Origin of the sequence: Luedemannella flava, assembly GCF_039528515.1 — a bacterium.
Classification (GTDB): Bacteria; Actinomycetota; Actinomycetes; order Mycobacteriales; family Micromonosporaceae; genus Luedemannella; species Luedemannella flava.
In genome coordinates this window covers 14861-35748 of the sequence record NZ_BAAALT010000002.1, presented here as the reverse complement: position 1 = coordinate 35748, position 20888 = coordinate 14861, and the positions used below count along the sequence as shown (strand labels likewise).

20 protein-coding genes and 3 tRNA genes are annotated in these 20888 nt (G+C 69.5%); all 23 read left to right on the top strand.

All coding sequences use genetic code 11. From position 1 onward, the window contains the following. Positions 1-151: 151 nt before the first annotated feature. Positions 152-550: a hypothetical protein gene (locus ABD211_RS00485; RefSeq protein WP_344124993.1), complete on the top strand. Its 399-nt coding sequence runs from the start codon at positions 152-154 to the stop codon at positions 548-550. Positions 551-553: 3 nt separating this feature from the next. Then, the gene (locus ABD211_RS00480) at positions 554-1987 is read left to right on the top strand and encodes an FtsK/SpoIIIE domain-containing protein (protein WP_344124992.1); all 1434 of its coding nucleotides are present in this window, start codon (positions 554-556) and stop codon (positions 1985-1987) included. Then, positions 1984-2757, top strand: a complete 774-nt coding sequence (locus ABD211_RS00475) for a DUF2637 domain-containing protein (protein WP_344124991.1) — start codon at positions 1984-1986, stop codon at positions 2755-2757. The genes ABD211_RS00480 and ABD211_RS00475 overlap by 4 nt, the downstream gene beginning before the upstream one ends. Before the next feature lie 74 nt (positions 2758-2831). Then, on the top strand, positions 2832-4544 hold the full coding sequence (locus ABD211_RS00470) for a replication initiator (RefSeq protein ID WP_425560312.1): 1713 nt from the start codon (positions 2832-2834) through the stop codon (positions 4542-4544). Continuing rightward, the gene (locus ABD211_RS00465) at positions 4534-4719 is read left to right on the top strand and encodes a helix-turn-helix transcriptional regulator (protein WP_344124988.1); all 186 of its coding nucleotides are present in this window, start codon (positions 4534-4536) and stop codon (positions 4717-4719) included. The genes ABD211_RS00470 and ABD211_RS00465 overlap by 11 nt, the downstream gene beginning before the upstream one ends. Beyond that, on the top strand, positions 4716-6068 hold the full coding sequence (locus tag ABD211_RS00460; protein ID WP_344124987.1) for a tyrosine-type recombinase/integrase: 1353 nt from the start codon (positions 4716-4718) through the stop codon (positions 6066-6068). Before ABD211_RS00465 ends, ABD211_RS00460 begins: the two co-directional genes overlap by 4 nt. 299 nt (positions 6069-6367) lie before the next feature. Further along, on the top strand, positions 6368-6889 hold the full coding sequence (locus ABD211_RS00455) for a PH domain-containing protein (RefSeq protein WP_344124986.1): 522 nt from the start codon (positions 6368-6370) through the stop codon (positions 6887-6889). 135 nt (positions 6890-7024) lie between these two features. Next, positions 7025-7981 carry a hypothetical protein gene (locus tag ABD211_RS00450; protein ID WP_344124985.1) on the top strand — a complete coding sequence of 319 codons (957 nt, stop codon included), beginning with the start codon at positions 7025-7027 and terminating at the stop codon, positions 7979-7981. 176 nt (positions 7982-8157) lie between these two features. Then, entirely contained in the window at positions 8158-8346 is a 189-nt protein-coding gene (locus ABD211_RS00445; RefSeq protein WP_344124984.1) for a hypothetical protein, read from the top strand. Positions 8347-8384: 38 nt separating this feature from the next. After that, positions 8385-10934 (top strand): putative bifunctional diguanylate cyclase/phosphodiesterase, encoded by a 2550-nt coding sequence (locus ABD211_RS00440; protein ID WP_344124983.1) that lies wholly within the window; start codon positions 8385-8387, stop codon positions 10932-10934. Positions 10935-11048: 114 nt separating this feature from the next. Continuing rightward, positions 11049-11121, top strand: a tRNA-Thr gene (locus tag ABD211_RS00435). Positions 11122-11134: 13 nt separating this feature from the next. Beyond that, positions 11135-11207, top strand: a tRNA-Met gene (locus tag ABD211_RS00430). Between the two features lie 63 nt (positions 11208-11270). After that, positions 11271-11438, top strand: coding sequence for a 50S ribosomal protein L33 (rpmG, locus tag ABD211_RS00425; RefSeq protein WP_344078799.1), 168 nt, complete (start codon positions 11271-11273; stop codon positions 11436-11438). 93 nt (positions 11439-11531) lie between these two features. After that, positions 11532-11975, top strand: coding sequence for an FAS1-like dehydratase domain-containing protein (locus ABD211_RS00420; RefSeq protein ID WP_344124982.1), 444 nt, complete (start codon positions 11532-11534; stop codon positions 11973-11975). Between the two features lie 2 nt (positions 11976-11977). Beyond that, positions 11978-12385, top strand: coding sequence for a MaoC family dehydratase (locus tag ABD211_RS00415; RefSeq protein ID WP_344124981.1), 408 nt, complete (start codon positions 11978-11980; stop codon positions 12383-12385). Between the two features lie 93 nt (positions 12386-12478). Then, positions 12479-12551 (top strand) — tRNA-Trp (locus ABD211_RS00410). A gap of 172 nt (positions 12552-12723) precedes the next feature. Further along, positions 12724-13107: a preprotein translocase subunit SecE gene (gene secE / locus ABD211_RS00405; protein WP_344124980.1), complete on the top strand. Its 384-nt coding sequence runs from the start codon at positions 12724-12726 to the stop codon at positions 13105-13107. A 57-nt stretch (positions 13108-13164) separates the two neighbouring features. Further along, positions 13165-13887, top strand: coding sequence for a transcription termination/antitermination protein NusG (gene nusG / locus ABD211_RS00400; protein ID WP_344124979.1), 723 nt, complete (start codon positions 13165-13167; stop codon positions 13885-13887). Between the two features lie 122 nt (positions 13888-14009). Continuing rightward, positions 14010-14444: a 50S ribosomal protein L11 gene (gene rplK / locus ABD211_RS00395; RefSeq protein ID WP_344124978.1), complete on the top strand. Its 435-nt coding sequence runs from the start codon at positions 14010-14012 to the stop codon at positions 14442-14444. A 64-nt stretch (positions 14445-14508) separates the two neighbouring features. Beyond that, positions 14509-15222 (top strand): 50S ribosomal protein L1, encoded by a 714-nt coding sequence (gene rplA, locus ABD211_RS00390; protein ID WP_344124977.1) that lies wholly within the window; start codon positions 14509-14511, stop codon positions 15220-15222. 662 nt (positions 15223-15884) lie between these two features. Then, on the top strand, positions 15885-16421 hold the full coding sequence (gene rplJ, locus ABD211_RS00385) for a 50S ribosomal protein L10 (RefSeq protein ID WP_344124976.1): 537 nt from the start codon (positions 15885-15887) through the stop codon (positions 16419-16421). 50 nt (positions 16422-16471) lie between these two features. Then, a complete protein-coding gene (gene rplL / locus ABD211_RS00380) occupies positions 16472-16858 on the top strand; it encodes a 50S ribosomal protein L7/L12 (RefSeq protein WP_344124975.1) in 387 nt (128 codons plus the stop codon). 564 nt (positions 16859-17422) lie between these two features. Beyond that, positions 17423-20860, top strand: coding sequence for a DNA-directed RNA polymerase subunit beta (gene rpoB / locus ABD211_RS00375; protein ID WP_344124974.1), 3438 nt, complete (start codon positions 17423-17425; stop codon positions 20858-20860). The last annotated feature ends 28 nt before the right edge of the window (positions 20861-20888 follow it).

Sequence of the window (20888 nt, the reverse complement as noted above, 5' to 3'; positions counted from 1 at the left end):
CGGGCTCCCATCCGCCAAGACAAGCGCCCGCCCCGCGTGCCCAACCAACCGGTTCCCGAAGGAAGGGGAGGGCTGTGACGCCCACCGTATCGAACGCTGCCCGCGGCCGGTCGGCCAACGGCGCGCACGTCACCCCATGCGTGGTGCGACCATGAGGACGTACCGCGTTCAGGTCGCCGGACTGGCCGCGCCCGGCGTCGCCGCTGCCCGCGCGGTTTACCTGCGGCCAACCTCCGATGTCGTGCGGGTCGCCGCGCTCGTCGAGATCTCGGCCGCCGCTGCGGCGCTGGCGCGCACCGTCGTCAAGCTGCGTCATCTCGACCCCGATCTGCTCGCACCGCACGTCGCTGATCGCTGTGACCTCATGGCGGTGCTCGGTCGTGGTCGGTGGCTGCCGACGATGGTCCGCCACGTTCCCGAGCCGCCGCCGTACCAGCTCAACCCGCCGACCGTGCGGATCCCGTCGCGCTCGGTCCGCCATCGGCTGGCGCGGCGGGCCGACCGGCCCGGTCAGCCGTCGCTGTTCGCGACCACGCCAGGTGGGAGGTAGCCGATGCCGCTCGTCAACGTCATCCGGGGCGAACGGATCCCGGACGCGCCGTTCAACCTCCGGACCCCGGTCCTCCGCCTTCCGCTGTGGGTGATGCTCCTCGGCTGGACCTTCCGCGCGTTGGCGCGGGTGACGGTCTTCATCGTCAAGCACTGGTACGTCACGGGTCCGGTCGCGGTCGTCGGCTGGCTCTACTTCAAGTGGGGCTGGGCCGGTCCCGTCGTCCCGGTCGTCGTGCTCGGCGTCGCCGTCGGCGCGTGGGCCTACTGGCACCAGCCGTCGTTCCTGCGCTTCGCCGGCTGGCCGGTGCTGGCCCGGTGGCGTCGCGTCGCGTACCGGCGTCGCTGGTTGCCGGCAATGACGACAGCCGGACTGGACGTGCGGTTCGACCGACAGACGGTCGTGCCGGTGCTGCGCCGCGTGCGATGCCGGGCCGGCGTCGACGTGCTCACCGTGCGGATGGTGACCGGGCAGATCCCGGACGACTACGCCCAGGTCGCCGAGCGGCTGGCGCACACGTTCGGCGCGCTGGTGTGCCGGGCTGCTGCGGGGACGCGTCCGGATCTGGTCGTCCTGACCATGATGCGTACCGACGCGTTGGTGAAGCCGATCGGCCCGCTGCCGGTCCCCGGTACGCCGGACTTCGCGGGCCTGCCCGTGGCACTGCAGGAGGACGGGAACGTCTACCACCTGCGGTTGTACGGCACGCAGGTCCTCGTTGTCGGCGCGACCGGTGCCGGCAAGGGCTCGGTGATCTGGTCGATCGTGCGGTCGCTGGCCGGCGGGGTCGCCACCGGCCTCGTGCAGATCTGGGCGATCGATCCCAAGGGCGGCATGGAACTCGGCGGCGGGACGCGGCTGTTCACCCGGTTCGCGTGCACGGACTTCGCGTCCATGGTCGAGATGCTCGAAGAGGCGCTGTCGGTGGCGCAGGCCCGGACCGCCCGGCTCCGTGGCAAGTCGCGCCAGCACATCCCGACGCCGGACGAGCCGCTGATCCTGATCGTGATCGACGAGCTGGCCGCGCTTACGGCGTACCTCACCGACCGGCAGCACAAGGAGCGGGTCAAGGCGACACTTGGCCTCCTCCTCACCCAGGGCCGCGCGGTAGGCGTGCACGTCGTCGCCGCGTTGCAGGACCCCCGCAAGGAGGTGCTGCCGTTCCGGAACCTGTTCCCGACCCGCATCGGCCTGCGCATGGCCGAAGAGGGCGAGGTGGACATGGTCCTCGGCGACGGCATGCGTGACCGGGGCGCGCTCTGCGACCGGATCAGCGAACTCACGCCGGGCGTCGGCTTCGTCGTCCTCGACGGCGTCAAGCAGCCCGTTCGGCTCCGGTTCGGCTTCAACAGCGACAGCGATATCAGCCAGCTCGAAGCGGAGTACGGGCGCCCGCAGACCCCAAGCGGCCCGACGTCGGGCGGGTGGGCGGCATGACAACGAACGCGAACCTCGCGCACCTGCGTCGGATCCGCTGGGCCGTCCGCGCGACGCTCGTCCTGGGCGTGGCGGCCTCGGTGGCGGCGAACATTCTGCATGCTGAGTCGAACCCGGTGAGCCAGACGATCGCTGCGTGGCCGCCGCTGGCGCTGCTGCTGACGGTCGAGCTGGTGTCCCGAGTGCCGGCGCACCGCCGATCCCTTGCGGCGCTCCGGCTGTGTGCCACAGCGGCTATCGCCGGCATCGCGGCCTGGGTCAGCTATTGGCACATGGTCGGCGTCGCCAGCCACTACGGCGAGGTCGGCGCTTCGCCGTACCTGCTGCCGTTCTCCGTCGACGGCCTGGTGGTCGTCGCCTCGGTGAGCCTCGTCGAGCTGGCGGGCCGGATCCGCTCGATCGACCAGGCGCCAGCCGTCCCGGCGGCGTCCCCGGCCGTCCTCGCCGTACAGCCCCAGGACGGGCCGGGGACGGCTCAGTCCAGCGCCGTCCTTGGTGAGGTCGTCGACGGCCGGAGTGAGGACCAGGTCCTCACGGCCGATCTGCTGACGCTCGCCCGGACGGCGGCCGAGACGCACCGCCTCGCCACGGGACGGCCGATCACGCGGGACCAGCTCCGGTCCGTCCTGCGCGTCGCCAACGGGACGGCCTCTGAGCTGTACCGCCAGATCCGCGGGGACGGTGCGGAACCGGGCGTCGGACTCGTCCCGGTCCCGCCGGAGACCTTCACCCGCCACAACCACGGCAGCCCGGTCGGAGCGGCCCAGTGACCGTGCAGGAACTCGCCTCGTCCCCGGCCGGACTCCCGACTACGGAGCCCCGGCCGGGGTCGCGGGCCGCCCGGATGCGCCAGCCGTTGGCCGCTGACGCGCTCCGGCTCGTCGCCGAGACGCACGGCGTGTGCGTGCGTCCCCTCGCCATCCGGCGCATCGACACCCACACCGGCCAGGCCGACGTGATCGAGGTGCCTTGCGGTGCCCGGCTGGCGTCGAAGTGCAAGCCGTGCGCCGAGCGGAACCGGCGTCTGCGCCTCCAGCAGATGCGCGAGGGCTGGCACCTCGTCGACGAACCCGCCGTGCGCCCCGACCGGCCCGGCGAAGACGTGCTGTCGATGGTCCGGACGCGGGCACACCTGGAGTTCGCCCGTGCCGAGGCCGAGCGCGAGGGGGAGTGGGAGCAGCTCGCCGACATCGACGGTGCGATCGCCGAACTCGACGAGGCGCTGTCCACGTCGAGCCTGCGAGGGCACCTCACGCCGGCAGACCGCAAGGCGGAACCGCGTCGGGCGAGGTCGACGAAGCGACGCCAGGACACTCCCGACCTTCCCCGTCTCCCGGTCTCGACCCGCACGGTCGGCCGGGCCTACGCCGGACGGGACGGTAAGGCGCACAGGCCGTCGATGCTGGTCTCGCTCACGCTGGGCTCGCACGGACGGGTGCACTCGGCAGCTCGCGCGTGGCGGGGCGGCATGCGGCCTTGCGAGTGCGGCCAGCTCCACGGTCAGCGTGACCCGCAGCTCGGCACCCCGATCGACCCGACGTCGTATGACTACCGACGTGCCGCGCTCGACGCGATCCACTTCGCCCGGGTCCTCGACCGCTGGTGGCAGAACCTGCGCAGGGCCGGCGGCTGGAACGTGCAGTACGCCGGCTGTGTCGAGCTGCAGCGTCGCCTTGCGCCGCACGGGCACTTCGCGATCCGAGGCACCCTGCCCCGGCGGCTGCTCAAGCAGGTGGCGGCGGCGACGTACCACCAGGTCTGGTGGCCGTCCTTCGACGAAGCGGTCTACACCGTCGAGAACCCGCCCACGTGGGACGCGGACGCTGGTGCGTACGTGGACCCGAAGACGGGCCAGCCGCTCAGCTCGTGGCAAGCCGCGCTTGACGCTCTCGACGACGAGGACGCCCGGCCCGCGTACGTGGCACGCCTCGGCACCATCGACGCCCGTGGGGTCGCTCAGGGCACCCGCGACGCGGAGCGCTCCATCCGGTACGTGACGAAGTACCTCACGAAGGACCTGACCGAGGAGTCGCAGCCTCGCTCCGACGACCAGCAGGCGCATTTCGACCGGCTCCACGCGGAGCTGTCGACGCTGCCCTGCTCGCCGACGTGCGCGAACTGGCTGCTCTACGGCGTCCAGCCGGACGGCGCGGCGGCGGGTCTCGTCCCCGGTCGCTGTTCCGGCAAAGTGCACCAGCCGCGGACGCTCGGCTTCACCGGTCGACGCGTACTGGTGTCCCGGCAGTGGTCCGGCAAGACGCTCGCCGACCACCGGGCCGACAACCGGGCCTGGGTCCGCGCGATCCTCGCCGGCTCGGTCGACGACGACCAGGGCGACGCGACCGATCCGGCGGACGGAGTGAAGCGCTACCGCTTCGAACTCGCCCGGCCCGGCTCACCCGGCGTGCCGTCCGTCGAACACCGCATCCTGCGCTCGATCTCGGCCCGCATCCAGTGGCGGGCACAACTCAACGCCGCGCGGCAACGAAGCCCCGGCGCTGTTCCGGCAACCACGGGAGAAGGAGGACACCACGGGGAGCACGGCGATGGGGGATGAGCTGATGACGGTGCCGGAGGTGCTCGCGGAACTACGGGTGCCCCGGTCCACCTGGTACCAGTGGCGTCAGCTCGGCAAGGCGCCGCGCGTGTTCAAGCTGCCCAACGGTGAGCTGCGCGTACGGCGTTCGGTGCTCAACGACTGGCTGACCAGCCTCGAAAGCGAGGCGGCGTGAGCAGCTACCAGGTGCGGATCTGGGACCTCGGCACCCGCACGATCCGGGGCAAGAAGTGGTACCGCCTGCGCTGGACGGTCGACGCCGAGAAGTTCGAGAAGCTGTACAAGACGAAGGCGCTCGGGGACGCGGCCCGCTCGGTGCTGGTGAAGGCGGCCCGCGCGGGCGAGCCGTTCGACCCGAAGACGGGCCGCCCGGTCGCCGAGGGCCGACAGCAGGACCAGACCACGTGGTACGCGCACGCCCGCGCGTACATCGAGATGAAGTGGCCACGCCTGGCCGCGAAGTCCCGCCGAGGTGCGGTGGAGTCCCTGGTCTCGACGACCCTCGTCCTCGTCGACCAGTCGCGCGGCCGCCCGGCCGACGACGCGATTCGGCAAGCGCTCTACCTGTACGCCTTCAACCCGAAGCGCTGGGCGGACGGTGTCCCGGTCGAGCACGTCGACGCGCTGGCCTGGATCGAGCGGGCGTCGCTGCCCGTGGCGGAACTCGACAACCTGGCCCAGGTCCGCCGGGTCCTGGACGCCTTCTGCGTCAAGCTGGACGGGAAGCCAGCCGCCGCGTCGACGGTGCTCCGCAAGCGGGCAACGTTCACGAACACTCTCGGGTACGCCGTCGAGCTGGGCCTTCTCGACAGCAACCCGGTCGACCGGGTCCAGTGGAAGGCGCCCGAGGTGGCGCAGGCCGTGGACCGTCGCGTCGTCGCCAACCCCACCCAGGTCGCCGCGCTCCTCGCCGCGGTCGGCGACCAGGGCAAGCGGGCTCAGCGTGTCGTCGCCTTCTTCGGCTGCATCTACTACGCCGGTGCCCGCCCGGCTGAGGCAGCTGACCTGCGGATCACGGACTGTGATCTTCCCGAGGAGGGCTGGGGTCGGCTGACCTGGGCGGAGACCGACCCGCACGCCGGTTCGCACTGGACCGACGACGGCCGGCCCAATCAACGCCGGGGCCTCAAGCACCGGGCGCGCACGGAGACCCGGACGGTTCCGATCCCGCCCCAGCTCGTCGCGCTGCTCCGCGATCACGTGCGGCGTTTCGGCACTGCCCCGGACGGGCGGCTGTTCCGGGGCCTCCACGGCGGCCCGCTGTCCTCCTCGGTGTACGACCGGTGGTGGAAGCTCGCCCGAACCGCGGCGCTGACCCCGGCTCAGGACGCCTCGCCGCTGGCCCGCCGGGCGTACGACCTCCGGCACGCGGCGGCGTCGCTCTGGCTGAACGCTGGTGTCCCGCCCACGGAGGTGGCCCGGCGCCTGGGCCACAGCGTCGCCGTCCTCCTCAAGGTCTACGCCAACTGCATCGACGGCGGGGACGACGGCGTCAACGGGAAGATCACGGGAGCGCTGGGGTGACCGGCGCCGGGCGGGAACATCGCGGGAACGGGCAGTACTCGCGGCGGACATACCGTCCGTCGCGCCTGGTCAGCGCGGTGTCCCGCCCGGCGTCGGCGCTGCACTGTAAATCCGTCGCGAAAGCTACGAAGGTTCGAACCCTTCACCCGCCACAAGCTGTAAGAACGGCCCTCGGCCAGCGGAGACGCTGCCGGGGGCCGTTCCCGTGGGGTCTGCGCTGTTCCGTCGGCGCCTTGATCGGCTGTGCCATCGTCGACCTTGTGACGGGAGTGGTCAGGCGGTACCGACGGCCCTGGCTGATGCGGACGTGGATCGCGGCGTTCGGCGTGGTTCCGTTGGCCACGGCGACCTTCGGCATCCTTTACCAGTTGGGTGCCCGGGGCGGCCCGAGGTCGGCCAACCCCTGGGTGTTGGGCTTCCTCGCCGCGTGGGCGGCGATCGGCCTGGTTGCCGGCGCCCGCTCAGCGATGGTCGCCGTTCTCGCCACGCCGGACGCGCTGATCATCCGGAACTTCCTCAGTACGCGGCGAATCCCGTGGGCCGACGTCATCAGCATCGAACGTCCTCGTCCCTGGGTCTACGAACGGTCGTACGCGGTGTTCGCGAACTGGGGCAACGGCCTGCAGGTGCGGCTACGCGACGGGTCGACCGTCATCAGTTCGGCGTACGCGCCCGCCGGTGGGGACCCAGCCGACTTCGCCGACGGTGTCATCCAGGACCTACGGCAGCAGGTCGCGCAGACCTTCCCGAACTCGCCATGGGTTGACGGTCGCGCTGGGGTGGTGCGGCGGAAGAGGACCGTGAAGCATCGCCGCTGCTGAGCCGGCCCAATCGCCAGATGCCTGACCGGGGCGCTGACGGGTCGACCGGCCTCCTTGATCGGATGCCGCACAATGCCGCTCATGATGACGCGATGGCGATCGATCGTTGGTGGGGCCTGTGGGGTGGCTGCGGCCGTGATCTGGGCGATCGCCCTGGCCGTCCATCAGCCGCTGATGCAGCCCGACCCCGTGATGGTCGACCCGACGACGCACGAGACGTACGTCGGCGTGGCCAGCAACAACACGTACTGGCCGCGCGACATCCGCCAGTTCGCGATCCTGCTCGCCCTCGTCGGGGTGATCGTGATCTGCCGGGCGAAGCCGCGGGGGATCGCCGTCGGCGCGGCGGCCGCGCTGCTCTGGTTCGGCGCCGACCTGTGGCTGGACCGCGTCGACGTGGCCGGCAAGACGACCGCGACCTGGCTGGCCATCGCCGCTGCTACCGGCTTCGCGGCGATCGCGACGGCCGCCGCGAGGATGCCCAAAGACCAACCGGCAAGCGCCGGCTGGCGCCAGGTGATCGCCGGGTCCGCCGCCGGCCTGGCTGCGGCGGTGATGGTCGTGACCACGCCGTGGGAGGAGCCGGTCGTCGACCCCGACAAGGTCGCCGTCGAGAACACGTTGACGCTGTTCCAGGTGGTACTCGCCGTGATGTTCATGGCCACCGCGGCAGGAGTGGTCGCTGAGCTGTTCGCCCGCGACCGGGCGTGGGTCGCGGCCGGTCTGGCCGCGGTGGCCGTCGTGACGGCGCTCGTCGGGTCGCTCAACGGCCTTGTCCTGGTCGGGCTGGTCGCGGCGCCGCTTGCCGTCCCGGTCGCCGTCGGCGCGCCACCGCGCCGGCTGGTCGGCGCCGCCATCGCGTGCCTGGTGGCCGTGTTCCCGGTCGTCGTCGCGGGCGCCTTCTTCGTTGGTGCGCCGATCGGCGGGGCGATGACGTGGCTGGCCGGCAACCCGCCCGTCAACGGCGCCGACACCGACCTGCCCATCGCCGTCGCGGGGCTGGTGGTGACCGCTGTGCTGGCGGTGATCGCGCACCAGGTGACACGCCCGCGGCAGCCCGTGGAGACGCTGTCCACGGTGGAACAAATGTGAGAACCATTCGCGTCGGATCGGGGTGTCGTACCCCCGACGAATAGCCGAATGGACAGTTTCATCGCGTCACCGGGCAGACGTGCGAGTCGAGGGTTTCAGGCCGCCTCCGGCTGTGGCAGCATGCCATGGAGTTGATATGACGGGTGCAGCCTGCATGTTGTCGTGAGGAGGGTGGCATGGGTCAGAAGGACAAGGGCCAACGGCGGCGGCGGATGGTTCGCGGGATGGTCGCGCGAGTCCTCCTTGTGGCGTTGTTCGGCGTGCTCATGGCCGGTGCCGGCCTCGCGCTGCGGCCGATCGCGTACACGTTGGGTGACGCCACCTGGCTGATCGGCGACACGGTCAGCTCGGTCCCGCTTGACTGACGTCGCGGGCCCGCCGGGCCGATAGCTGGGGAGCGCCGGTGCCACGTATTCGAGTTCCGGTTCGCCGGTCCGCCCAGCTCGCCTGGTTCGTCACGGCGCCGCTGGCCGCGATCGCCATCGCGGTCTTCGTGCCGCTGGCGGCCGCCGATCCCGCGCGCCCCGCGGACGTGCCGAAGGCACTCGCGTTGTGCGCGCTGTTCGTGGCCGCCGAGGCGACCGTCCTGCACTTCACGATCCGTCGGCAGGTCGTGGCCGTCTCGTTCTCCGAGATCCCGCTGCTGCTGAGTCTGTTCTTCCTGCCGCCCTCGCTCGTGCTGATCAGCCGCGTCGTCGCGCTCGGCCTGGTGCACACCATCCGCCGGTACCAGGTGGTCAAGGTGTGTTTCAACCTCGCGAGCATCGCCGCCGCGACGGCGCTGGGCGCGACGCTCGTGGTGGCCGCCGGGCCGCTCGTCGACCGCACGCCGTACACCTGGCTGGTGCTCTCGGCCGGGGTCGCCGTCACGTCGATCGTGAGCCTCCTGGCCGTACTCGCGATTGTGACCCTGATGCAGGGCCGGATGAGCCTGCCCGCCGTGGGTCGGACGGCCGTGACCGCGCTGGCGGTGGCCGCCGTCAACATCACGGTGGGCCTCGTCGTCCTGCTCGTGCTGCAGGCCTCGGCCTGGTCGGCCCTGCTGCTGCTCGGCCTCGGCGGCGTGCTCATCGTGGCCTACCGCTCGTACGCGCAGTTCGCGCGCCAGCACAAGAGCCTCGGCGAGCTGTACGAGCTGACCCGCGCCATCGGCGAGTCCAGCCGGGACGGTTCGCTGCCCGACGCGCTGCTGGGCCGCGTCCGCGAGCTCATGGCCGCGGAGTACGCCACGTTGTGGCTGCCCGCCCAGGGCCGCCACCCCGAGGTGCTGCTGACCTCCCGGGTGGACGACCACGGCCTGCTCGACGTCACCGGCACCCCCGACGCGCTGCGCCTGAAGGCGAGCGCCGAGGGCGCCACGATCGCCGTGGGCAGCCGGCTCGGTGACGACGCGGCGCGGGCGCTGCTGCGCCAGTCGGGCGCCAAGGAGGCCATCGTCGTGCCGCTGCGCTCCGGCGCGGCCGTCGTCGGCACCCTGGAGGTCGTCAACCGGCTCAGCGAGGTCAGCACGTTCACCCCCGACGACGTGCGCCTGCTGGAGACGCTCGCGGCCCACGTGTCCGTCGCGGTGGAGAACTCCCGTCTGGTTGAGCGGCTGCGCTTCGACGCCTACCACGACGCCCTGACCGGCCTGCCCAACCGGCGCCGCATGCTCGACGCGCTGGAGGAGGCCGTCAAGGTGCGCGCCCCCGGCGAGGTCGTGGCGCTGCTCCTCTTCGACGTCGACGGCCTGCGCGACGTCAACGACTCCCTCGGGTACGCGGCGGGCGACCAGCTCGTCGCCGAGGTGGCCCGGCGGCTGCGGGCCGTGGCCCCGGCCGCGGCCCTCGTCGGGCGTGCCGGCGGCGACGAGATCGCGATCACGCTGCGCCTGCGCAACGCCGACGCGGCCGTCGCGCTCGCCCGCGAGCTGCGCCAGCAGGTGCGCCACCTGCCCATGGACATGGGCTCGGTCAGCCTCGAACTCGACACGGCGGTCGGCATCGCGCTGCACCCCGACCACGGCACCGACCCGGACATGCTGCTCCAGCGGGCCGACCTGGCCAACCACGCGGCCAAGCAGCTCAGCCTGCCGATCCAGGTCTACCACTCGAGCCTCGAGTCGCGGGCGGTGCAGCGGCTCAGCCTCGCCGCGGACCTGCGCCGCGCCATCGAGACCGAAGAGCTTGAGGTGTACTACCAGCCCAAGGTGACCCTCGCGGGTCGCCGGGTGGTCGGCGTCGAGTGCCTGGCGCGCTGGGAGCACCCGACCCACGGCCAGGTCCCGCCGACCGAGTTCGTGGCGGTCGCCGAGCGCACCGGCCAGCTGGGCCGCCTCACCGAGCTGGTGCTGCGGGAGGGCCTGCGCCGCTGCCGCGACTGGATCGAGGCGGGCCGCCCGCTCGCCGTGGCGGTCAACATCTCGCCCCGCACCCTCATGGACGCGACGTTCCCGGCCCGGGTCGGTGAGCTGCTGCAGGCGTACGACGTGCCGGCCCACCTGCTGACCCTGGAGATCACCGAGGACGGCATGGTCGGTGAGACCGAACGCCCACTGCCCGCGCTGCGCAAGCTCGATGACATGGGGGTACGCCTCGCGGTCGACGACTTCGGCACCGGCTATTCGTCCCTGTCGTACCTGCGCAGCCTGCCCGTGCACGAAGTCAAGATCGACCAGTCGTTCGTGCAGGGGATGGCGACCGACCCGGGCGACCTGGCGATCGTGCGGGCGGTCGTCGACCTGGCCCGGCACTTCGGGCTCACCGCCGTCGCCGAGGGCGTGGAGAGCGAGCTCACCCTGTCCCTGCTGGAGGAGGTCGGCTGCGACGTCGGCCAGGGCTACCTGTTCAGCCGGCCGCTGCCGCACGAGCGGTTCGAGGCGTGGCTGGCCGCCCAGACGGAGCCCGACCCGGTGCCGTTGGGGATCCTGGGTCACGGCGGCGGCGAGATCCGCAGGCTGCGGGCCGTGAACTAGCTTTCGGAGTACGTGATCCGGAGCACGCCGGAGAGCGTACTGTCGGATCTGATTTCACGATGCGCCGCGGGTTGTGTAGAGTTACCCGAGCACGCGGACCAGCGGTCTGTGGTTGCCCCCTTAGCTCAGTCGGCAGAGCGTCTCCATGGTAAGGAGAAGGTCTACGGTTCGATTCCGTAAGGGGGCTCTCCGCACGTCTCGGCGGTGTAGCTCAGATGGCAGAGCAAGCGGCTCATAATCGCTGTGTCGCCGGTTCGATTCCGGCCACCGCTACGATGGACCCCTGAGGGGTTCCCGTACCCATAGTTTCGAAGTTCCAGAGGAAGGCACACGGCCGTGGCCAAGGCGACCGACATTCGTCCAAAGATCACGATGGCGTGTGTGGACTGCAAAGAGCGCAACTACATCACCAAGAAGAACCGTCGCAACGACCCGGACCGCATTGAGCTGAAGAAGTTCTGCCCGCGTTGCGGCAAGCACACCGCACACCGCGAGACCCGCTAGTCGCGTCCCGCACCATCGCGCCTTCCGACAGCGCCCGCCAGGCATCAGCCCGGCGGGCGCTGTCGTGTCCGAGGCGTCGCATAAGCTCTCGCCATGCCGTTGGACGCCAGCCTGACCGGGAAGTCGTATCCGCCCTCCCCGCCCTATGAGGTGGGCCGGGAGAAGATCCGGGAGTTCGCCGACGCGATCGGGGCGCCGGACGCCGCCTACCGCGACGTCGCCGCCGCCAAGGAGCTCGGTCACCCGGACGTGATCGCGCCGCCGACGTTCCCGGTGATCTTCAGCGGGACGATCAACGACACGCTCATCGCCGACCCGGCGCTCGGGCTGGACTTCAGCCGGGTGGTCCACGGCGACCAGCGGTTCGCGTACGTGCGGCCGGTGCGGGCCGGCGACCGGCTCGTGTGCCGGGCCACGATCGAGGACATCCAGTCGCGGGTGGGCAACGACTTCATCACCACGCGGGGCGAAATTTCCACCGAGGACGGGGAGCCCGTCCTCACGCTGTGGTGCCGGCTCGTGGTGCGGGGAGAGTGACTATGTCGTGGGAACAGGGAACCCAGCTGCCCGTCCAGACGTACCGTGTCACGCGGGCGGACCTGGTCCGGTACGCGGGCGCCTCGGGCGACTTCAACCCGATCCACTGGAGCGACCGGGTCGCCACGTCCGTCGGCCTGCCGGGCGTGATCGCCCACGGCATGTTCACGATGGCCCTCGCGGGTCGCGCCGTGACCACCTGGACGGGTGACGCCGGCTCGGTCGTCGAGTACAACGTCCGGTTTGCCCGCCCTGTGGTGGTCCCGGATGACGACGAGGGCACCGAGGTGCAGGTCGCGGGCGTCGTCAAGGCGATCGACGACGAGGGCCGCGCGCAGCTCGACCTGACTGTGACCTGCGGCGGGGAGAAGGTCCTCACGCAGGCGAAGGCGCTGGTCCGCCGGGGGTGAGACCCGGGGGAGGGTGGCGGGTTGGGAGATTGCGACACCTACCCGTACACTGGTCCGCCGTGGGGTGAGTGGCGGCTGTCTCTCACCTCGCAAAGGGGTGTGGCGCAATTGGTAGCGCAGCGGTCTCCAAAACCGCAGGTTGCAGGTTCGAGTCCTGTCGCCCCTGCGCCGAAGGCCTGCACACTGGTGCTTACGGGTCTTCACCGGCGCTGCCGACGTCCCGTGAGCGCGGTGCGCTGGCAGCGGTGCTCCCGGTAGGTTGGGAGCGACATACCACCCGTGCCGGAGCGCTCAGCGAGGTAATGCTGACGCCGGCTGGAGACGAAAGTAGGACGGACGTGGCCGAGAGCAAGCGCCGCGGCGACGACGACGAGCCTTTGGGCGAGGGCGCCGAAGCCGACTTCGACGAGCTGCTCGAGGAAGCCGACGAGGAGCCTGAGGCTGCCGAGAAGGCTGACCGCAAGAGCGCCGTGGAGTCGTTCGAGCGTGAGTCGAGCGACCGCAAGGCGAAGGCCGGCGACAAGAGCCCGGGTATTTTCGGCCGGTTCGGCCGGTTCGTCCGCGAGATTGTCGCCGAGCTGCGTAAGGTCATCTGGCCGACGCGCAAGGAGCTGCTGACCTACACCAGCGTCGTCGTCGTCTTCGTGGTGATCATGCTGACGATCGTGGGCCTGCTCGACTTCGGCTTCGCTAAGGCGATGCTGGCGGTCTTCGGCGCTTAGTACGGAAACATGTGTCTCCCGCCCGACCGGGCGGGAGCGGCAGGGAAGAGAGTCAGCGTGCCCGAGTACGACGAGACCGGCCAGACCGACACGATCGCCGAGCCGTCGGAGGGTGTAGAGGGCGCGGTCGAGGCCGCTGCCCTGACGGAGGAGATCCCCGCGGCCGAGGCCGCGGCGGCCGACGACGACTTCGACCCGGTCGCCGAGCTGCGCCAGAAGCTGCGCTTCGCGCCGGGCGACTGGTTCGTCGTGCACTCCTACGCCGGCTACGAGAACAAGGTCAAGACCAACCTCGAGACCCGCATCACGAGCCTCGACATGGAGGACTACATCTACCAGGTCGAGGTTCCGACCCGGGAAGAGGTCGAGGTCAAGAACGGCAAGCGGACGCAGGTCCAGAACAAGGTCTTCCCGGGCTACATCCTGGTCCGCATGGAGCTGACCCCGGAGTCCTACTCCTGCGTGCGCAACACGCCCGGCGTCACCGGCTTCGTCGGGGCCACCGACCGCGCCGACCGGCCCGCGCCGCTCTCCCTCGACGAGGTGCTGAAGTGGCTGGCGCCCGCCGCTGAGACGGAGAAGAAGGCCGCGAAGCCGGGCGTCAAGGTGCTCGACTTCGAGGTGGGCGACTCGGTCACCGTCATCGACGGCCCGTTCGCGTCGCTGCCCGCGACGATCTCCGAGATCAACGCGGACCAGCAGAAGCTGAAGGTTCTGGTCTCCATCTTCGGCCGTGAGACGCCGGTGGAGCTCAACTTCAACCAGGCCTCGAAGATCTAGATTTGGGCCACCGGCGGGCCCTGCCCGCCGGTGCGGTACCCTGAAACGTCCGGCTGTGCGCGGCCGCTTTGTCGTGCCTTCGTGCCGGGCTACCAACATCCGCCCAGGATCAGGAAAGAATCATGCCTCCGAAGAAGAAGAAGCTCGTCAAGACCTTCACGCTTCAGCTGCCGGCAGGCCAGGCCACCCCGGCGCCGCCCGTCGGCCCGGCGCTCGGCCAGCACGGCGTCAACATCATGGAGTTCGTGAAGGCGTACAACGCCAAGACCGAGTCCCAGCGGGGCGACATCGTCCCGGCTGAGATCAGCGTCTACGAGGACCGCTCGTTCACGTTCGAGCTCAAGACGCCGCCCGCCGCCCGGCTGCTGATCAAGGCCGCCGGTGTCCCGAAGGGCTCCGGCACGCCGCACACGACCAAGGTCGGCTCCATCTCGCAGGCTCAGCTGCGCGAGATCGCGGAGAAGAAGATGGCCGACCTCAACGCGAACGACATCGACGCCGCCGCGAAGATCATCGCTGGCACGGCGCGTTCGATGGGCATCACCGTCAAGGACTGACGTCCTCTTAAGCGTGGGAGGGGCCCACTGCCGGTCCCGACTCAGACCACAGGAGAACTGACTTATGCAGCACAGCAAGGGTTACCGGGCAGCGGCCGAGAAGGTCGACAAGTCCAAGCTCTACGTCCCCATCGAGGCGATCAAGCTCGCCAAGGAGACGACGACCACCAAGTTCGACGCCACCGTCGAGGTCGCCATGCGCCTCGGCGTCGACCCCCGCAAGGCGGACCAGATGGTCCGCGGCACGGTCAACCTGCCGCACGGCACCGGTAAGACCGCCCGCGTGATCGTGTTCGCCGCCGGCGCCAAGGCCGACGAGGCCACCGCCGCGGGTGCCGACGTGGTCGGCAGCGACGACCTGGTCGCTCGGATCCAGGAGGGCTGGCTGGACTTCGACGCGGCGATCGCGACCCCCGACCAGATGGCCAAGATCGGCCGGATCGCGCGGATCCTGGGCCCGCGCGGCCTCATGCCGAACCCCAAGACCGGCACGGTGACCATGGACGTCACCAAGGCGGTCACGGACATCAAGGGCGGCAAGATCACCTTCCGCGTCGACAAGCACTCGAACCTTCACCTGATCATCGGTAAGGCCAGCTTCACCGCCGAGCAGCTCGTCGACAACTACGCCGCCGTCCTGGACGAGGTCCTGCGCGCCAAGCCGTCCGCGGCGAAGGGCAAGTTCCTCAAGAAGGTCTTCGTGACCACCACGATGGGCCCCGGCATCCAGATCGACCCCAACGTCACCCGCAACCTGCGCGAGACCACGGAGTCCTGAGCCACCCGTCGCACGGCATTCCGGAAGGGCCGCCCCCACGAGGGGGCGGCCCTTCCGCCATCTCCCGCCGCCGGCCGGGGACATGCCTCCGGACATGCTGCTCTTCCTGTGCGCGTATCTGACGGGCGCCGGTTCTCCAAACGCGCTCGGCCCAGGTCTCCCGCACCCGTGCGTTCCATGTGGCGGACGTCGCCCGGTGCCGCCAGTTGTGCACATGTGGCGGGGTCAGCGCTGGGAACCCGCCAGATGCTCACAGTTGGTCAGCCCGGCCGGCCTTCCGCTCGCTAGATGTGCGCTGTTGGTGAGGTTGGGGGTGGTGGTGTCCGCCAGATGTGAGCTGTCGGCGAGTCCGGACGCGGTTCCGTCCGCCAACTGCGCACATCTGGCGAGGACTGAGCGCCGGGGCTCGCCAGATGTGCGCGACGATTTGGTGGGGGCGCGCCGAGCGCGTACTCTTATGGCGAAGTTCCACCCAAAGACCGCTGGTCACCGTGCCCCGGGCACGGTCGAAGGTCCTGCTGACGGCAGGCGGCCCGCGCAGGATGGACGGTCAGCGTCAAGGCGCCAAAGCGCCTGTCCCGCCCCGTGCGCCCTGCGCCGGGGCGTTTTCGTTGTCAGGGCTCGAGTGCAGACCAGCCGAGCAGAGCAACGAAAGGAGGGACATGGCGGACAAGCCGGTTCGGGCCGACAAGGCCACCGCTGTCGCGGAGCTCACCGAGAGCTTCCGATCGGCCACGGCGACCGTGCTGACGGAGTACCGCGGCCTCACGGTCGCGCAGCTCAAGCAGCTGCGGCGCTCGATGGGCGCCGACACCACGTACGCGGTCGCGAAGAACACCCTCGCGAAGCGTGCCGCGACGGACGCGGGCATCACGGGCCTCGACGATTTGTTCACCGGTCCTACCGCGCTCGCCTTCGTGTCCGGCGATGTCGTTGAAGCGGCGAAGGGCCTTCGCGATTTCGCGAAGACCAACCCGCTCCTGGTCATCAAGGGCGGGGTCTTCGAGGGCAAGGCGATCAACGCGGACGAGATCCGCAAGCTCGCCGACCTCGAGTCCCGCGAGGTGCTGCTGGCCAAGCTGGCCGGCGCCATGAAGGGCAACCTCAGCAAGGCCGCCGCGCTGTTCCAGGCGCCGCTGGCCAAGACCGCCCGCTTGGCGGCCGCGCTGCAGGACAAGCGCGAAAAGGGCGACGCCTGACCTGTTCAGGCTCACTGACTAGTTAGATCCAACGAAAGGAAGCCGCCACCATGGCGAAGCTGAGCACCGACGAACTGCTCGACACGTTCAAGGAGATGACCCTCATCGAGCTCTCGGACTTCGTGAAGAAGTTCGAGGAGGTCTTCGAGGTCACCGCCGCCGCCCCGGTCGCGGTCGGCGTTGCCGCCGCCCCCGGCGCCGCCCCGGCCGAGGCCGAGGAGGAGAAGGACGAGTTCGACGTCGTCCTCGAGTCCGACGGTGGCAAGAAGATCAACGTCATCAAGGTCGTGCGCGAGCTGACCGGCCTGGGCCTCAAGGAGGCGAAGGACCTCGTCGAGGCCGCGCCGAAGGCCGTCCTGGAGAAGGTCAACAAGGAGAACGCCGACAAGGCGAAGGCGAAGCTCGAGGGCGAAGGCGCCAAGGTCACCCTCAAGTAGTCCCGCTCCGCGCGAACCGTGGGCGTCCCCGAATCCGGGGGCGCCCACGTTCCGTTTTCGGGTCCTAGGGACTGGGCAACCGTCCCGAAGCGTGGGCCGCGACAGGAGTCCCACAGAGGCCAACGATCGTTGCTATCGAGTTAAAGGATCATTCTTTTGTACGGATTTGACCCGTCTCATAACCGTCACATGGTCCAGAGCCCTTGACGCGGCGCGATGCGCCATGCACGCTGAATCCGCAACGCCTTCCGAGGCGGTGCGACGGCCCCCTAGATCCTCAGCACAACGAAGCACAGACCGTCAGCCCGGTTAACGGGCGGCGGTCACGTTGGACGGGAGCCGCCAGGCGCGGATAGCGGAGACGGGTCCGAGAAAATCGGACACGTTGGGAGCACGTGTCGTGGTGGCTTGCCAGCGGGTAGCCTTGCGGCTACACTGCTAGTTTGCGCTGCCTCCTCATTTGGCCTCTGCCGGTGATGTCCCTTTGTGGGGTATTTCCGAACGGGGTCTCTTGGAGTGCTCGCGAAACGGCCGTTGCACCACAGGTCCTCGGAAGGACGCATCTTGGCAGCTTCCCGCCCTGCGAAGACCAGTCAATCAAGCGCATACGCTCCTCGCCGAATTTCTTTCGGCCGGATCACGGAACACCTGGAGGTGCCCAACCTCCTTGCCATCCAAACCGAGTCGTTCGACTGGTTGGTGGGCAACGAGGCCTGGGCGCAGCGGTGGGCCGGGGATCCTCACGCCCGGAGCGGGTTGGCTGAGATCCTTGACGAGATTAGTCCTATTGAGGACTTTTCTGGCACTATGTCCCTCTCCTTCAGCGCACCGCGCTTCGACGAGGTCAAGGCCTCGATCGAGGAGTGCAAGGAGAAGGACCTCACCTACTGCGCCCCGCTCTTCGTCACCGCCGAGTTCACGAACCACTCGACCGGTGAGATCAAGAGCCAGACGGTGTTCATGGGTGATTTCCCGATCATGACCCCCAAGGGCACGTTCATCATCAACGGCACCGAGCGTGTCGTGGTGAGCCAGCTCGTCCGGTCACCGGGAGTCTACTTCTCCAAGGAGCCCGACAAGACGTCCGACCGGGATATCACCACCGTGAAGGTGATCCCGAGCCGCGGCGCCTGGCTCGAGTTCGACATCGACAAGCGCGACACCGTCGGCGTGCGCATCGACCGTAAGCGCCGCCAGGCGGTCACGGTCCTGCTCAAGGCCATCGGTTGGTCCAACGACCGGATCCGCGAGCACTTCAGCTGGTCCGAGCTGATGATGACGACCCTCGAGAAGGATCACATCGCCGGCCAGGACGAGGCGCTGCTCGACATCTACCGCAAGCTCCGTCCGGGTGAGCCGCCGACGCGCGAGAACGCCCAGACGCTGCTCGACAACCTCTTCTTCAACCCGAAGCGGTACGACGTCGCGCGCGTGGGTCGCTACAAGTTCAACAAGAAGCTCGAGCTTGAGCTCCCCATCACGACCGGCGTGCTGACCGAGGACGACGTCGTCGCCACGGTGGCCTACCTGTGCCGGCTGCACGCCGGTGAGGAGGGCTACGAGGCCGACGACATCGACCACTTCGGCAACCGGCGCCTGCGCACCGTGGGTGAGCTGATCCAGAACCAGGTTCGGGTCGGCCTCTCCCGCATGGAGCGCGTGGTCCGGGAGCGGATGACGACGCAGGACGTCGAGGCGATCACGCCGCAGACCCTGATCAACATCCGTCCGGTGGTCGCGGCGATCAAGGAGTTCTTCGGGACCTCCCAGCTGTCGCAGTTCATGGACCAGACCAACCCGCTCGCGGGTCTGACCCACCGTCGCCGCCTGTCGGCGCTCGGCCCGGGCGGTCTGTCGCGTGAGCGTGCCGGCTTCGAGGTCCGTGACGTTCACCCGTCGCACTACGGCCGCATGTGCCCGATCGAGACGCCGGAAGGACCCAACATTGGTCTGATCGGCGCCCTGTCCACGTTCGCAAGGGTTAATCCGTTCGGCTTCATCGAGACGCCGTACCGGAAGGTCGAGAACGGTCGCGTGACCGAGCAGATCGACTACCTCACCGCGGACGAGGAGGACCGGCACGTCATCGCGCAGGCGAACGAGCCGCTCAAGAGCGACGGCCAGTTCACCAACAGCCGCGTTCTCGTCCGCCGTAAGGGTGGCGAGGTCGACTACGTGACGCCGGACGGCGTGGACTACATGGACGTCTCACCGCGCCAGATGGTGTCGGTCGCGACCGCCATGATCCCGTTCCTGGAGCACGACGACGCCAACCGTGCCCTCATGGGCGCGAACATGCAGCGTCAGGCCGTGCCCCTGGTGAAGGCCGAGTCCCCGCTCGTCGGCACGGGTATGGAGTACCGCGCCGCCGTCGACGCCGGTGACGTGGTCGTCGCCGAGGTGGCCGGCGTGGTCGAGGACCTGTGCGCCGACTACGTGACGGTGCACCAGGACGACGGCCACCGTCGTACGTACCTGCTGCACAAGTTCCGGCGGTCGAACGCCGGCTCCTGCGTCAACCAGAAGCCGGTGGTCTTCGAGGGCGACCGGGTCGAGGCCGGCCAGGTCATCGCGGACGGTCCGTGCACCGACGAGGGCGAGATGGCACTCGGGCGCAACCTGCTCGTGGCCTTCATGACCTGGGAGGGGCACAACTACGAGGACGCGATCATCCTGTCGCAGCGCCTCGTGCAGGAGGACGTCCTCACCTCGATCCACATCGAGGAGCACGAGGTCGACGCCCGCGACACCAAGCTGGGTCCGGAGGACATCACCCGGGACATCCCGAACGTCAGCGAGGAGATGCTCGCCGACCTCGACGAGCGCGGCATCATCCGCATCGGCGCCGAGGTCGTCCCGGGCGACATCCTGGTCGGCAAGGTCACGCCCAAGGGCGAGACGGAGCTGACCCCGGAGGAGCGGCTGCTGCGCGCGATCTTCGGCGAGAAGGCCCGCGAGGTCCGCGACACGAGCCTCAAGGTGCCGCACGGCGAGTCGGGCACGGTCATCGGCGTTCGCACGTTCTCCCGCGAGGAGGGCGACGAGCTGCCGCCGGGCGTGAACGAGCTGGTCCGCGTCTACGTCGCCCAGAAGCGCAAGATCCAGGACGGCGACAAGCTCGCCGGCCGGCACGGCAACAAGGGCGTCATTTCCAAGATCCTTCCGGCCGAGGACATGCCGTTCCTGGAGGACGGCACCCCGGTCGACATCGTGCTCAACCCGCTCGGCGTGCCGAGCCGGATGAACATCGGCCAGGTCCTCGAGACCCACCTCGGGTGGGTGGCGAAGACCGGCTGGAAGGTCGAGGGTGACGACGCCGCCTGGAAGACGTCGCTGAAGGCGATCGGCGCGCACGAGTCCGAGCCGGACACGAACGTGGCGACGCCGGTCTTCGACGGTGCCAAGGAGGAGGAGATCAGCGGTCTGCTGGCCGCCACCCTCCCGAACCGCGACGGCACCCAGATCGTGGGTTCGTCGGGCAAGGCGCAGCTGTTCGACGGCCGCAGCGGCGAGCCGCTGCCGGACCCGATCGCTATCGGCTACATCTACATCCTCAAGCTGAACCACCTGGTCGACGACAAGATCCACGCTCGCTCGACCGGCCCGTACTCGATGATCACGCAGCAGCCGCTGGGTGGTAAGGCGCAGTTCGGTGGCCAGCGGTTCGGCGAGATGGAGTGCTGGGCCATGCAGGCCTACGGCGCCGCGTACGCGCTGCAGGAGCTGCTGACCATCAAGTCCGACGACGTGCTCGGCCGGGTCAAGGTCTACGAGGCCATCGTCAAGGGCGAGAACATTCCGGAGCCCGGCATTCCGGAGTCCTTCAAGGTTCTGCTCAAGGAGCTGCAGTCGCTCTGTCTCAACGTCGAGGTGCTCTCCAGCGATGGGGTCGCCCTGGAGATGCGCGAGACCGACGACGAGGTCTTCCGTGCCGCCGAGGAGCTGGGCATCGACCTCTCCCGGCGACCGAACGAAGGCGTGATCAGCGTCGACGAAGTCTGATCGGGACGGTCCGGGCCGCTCACGCGGC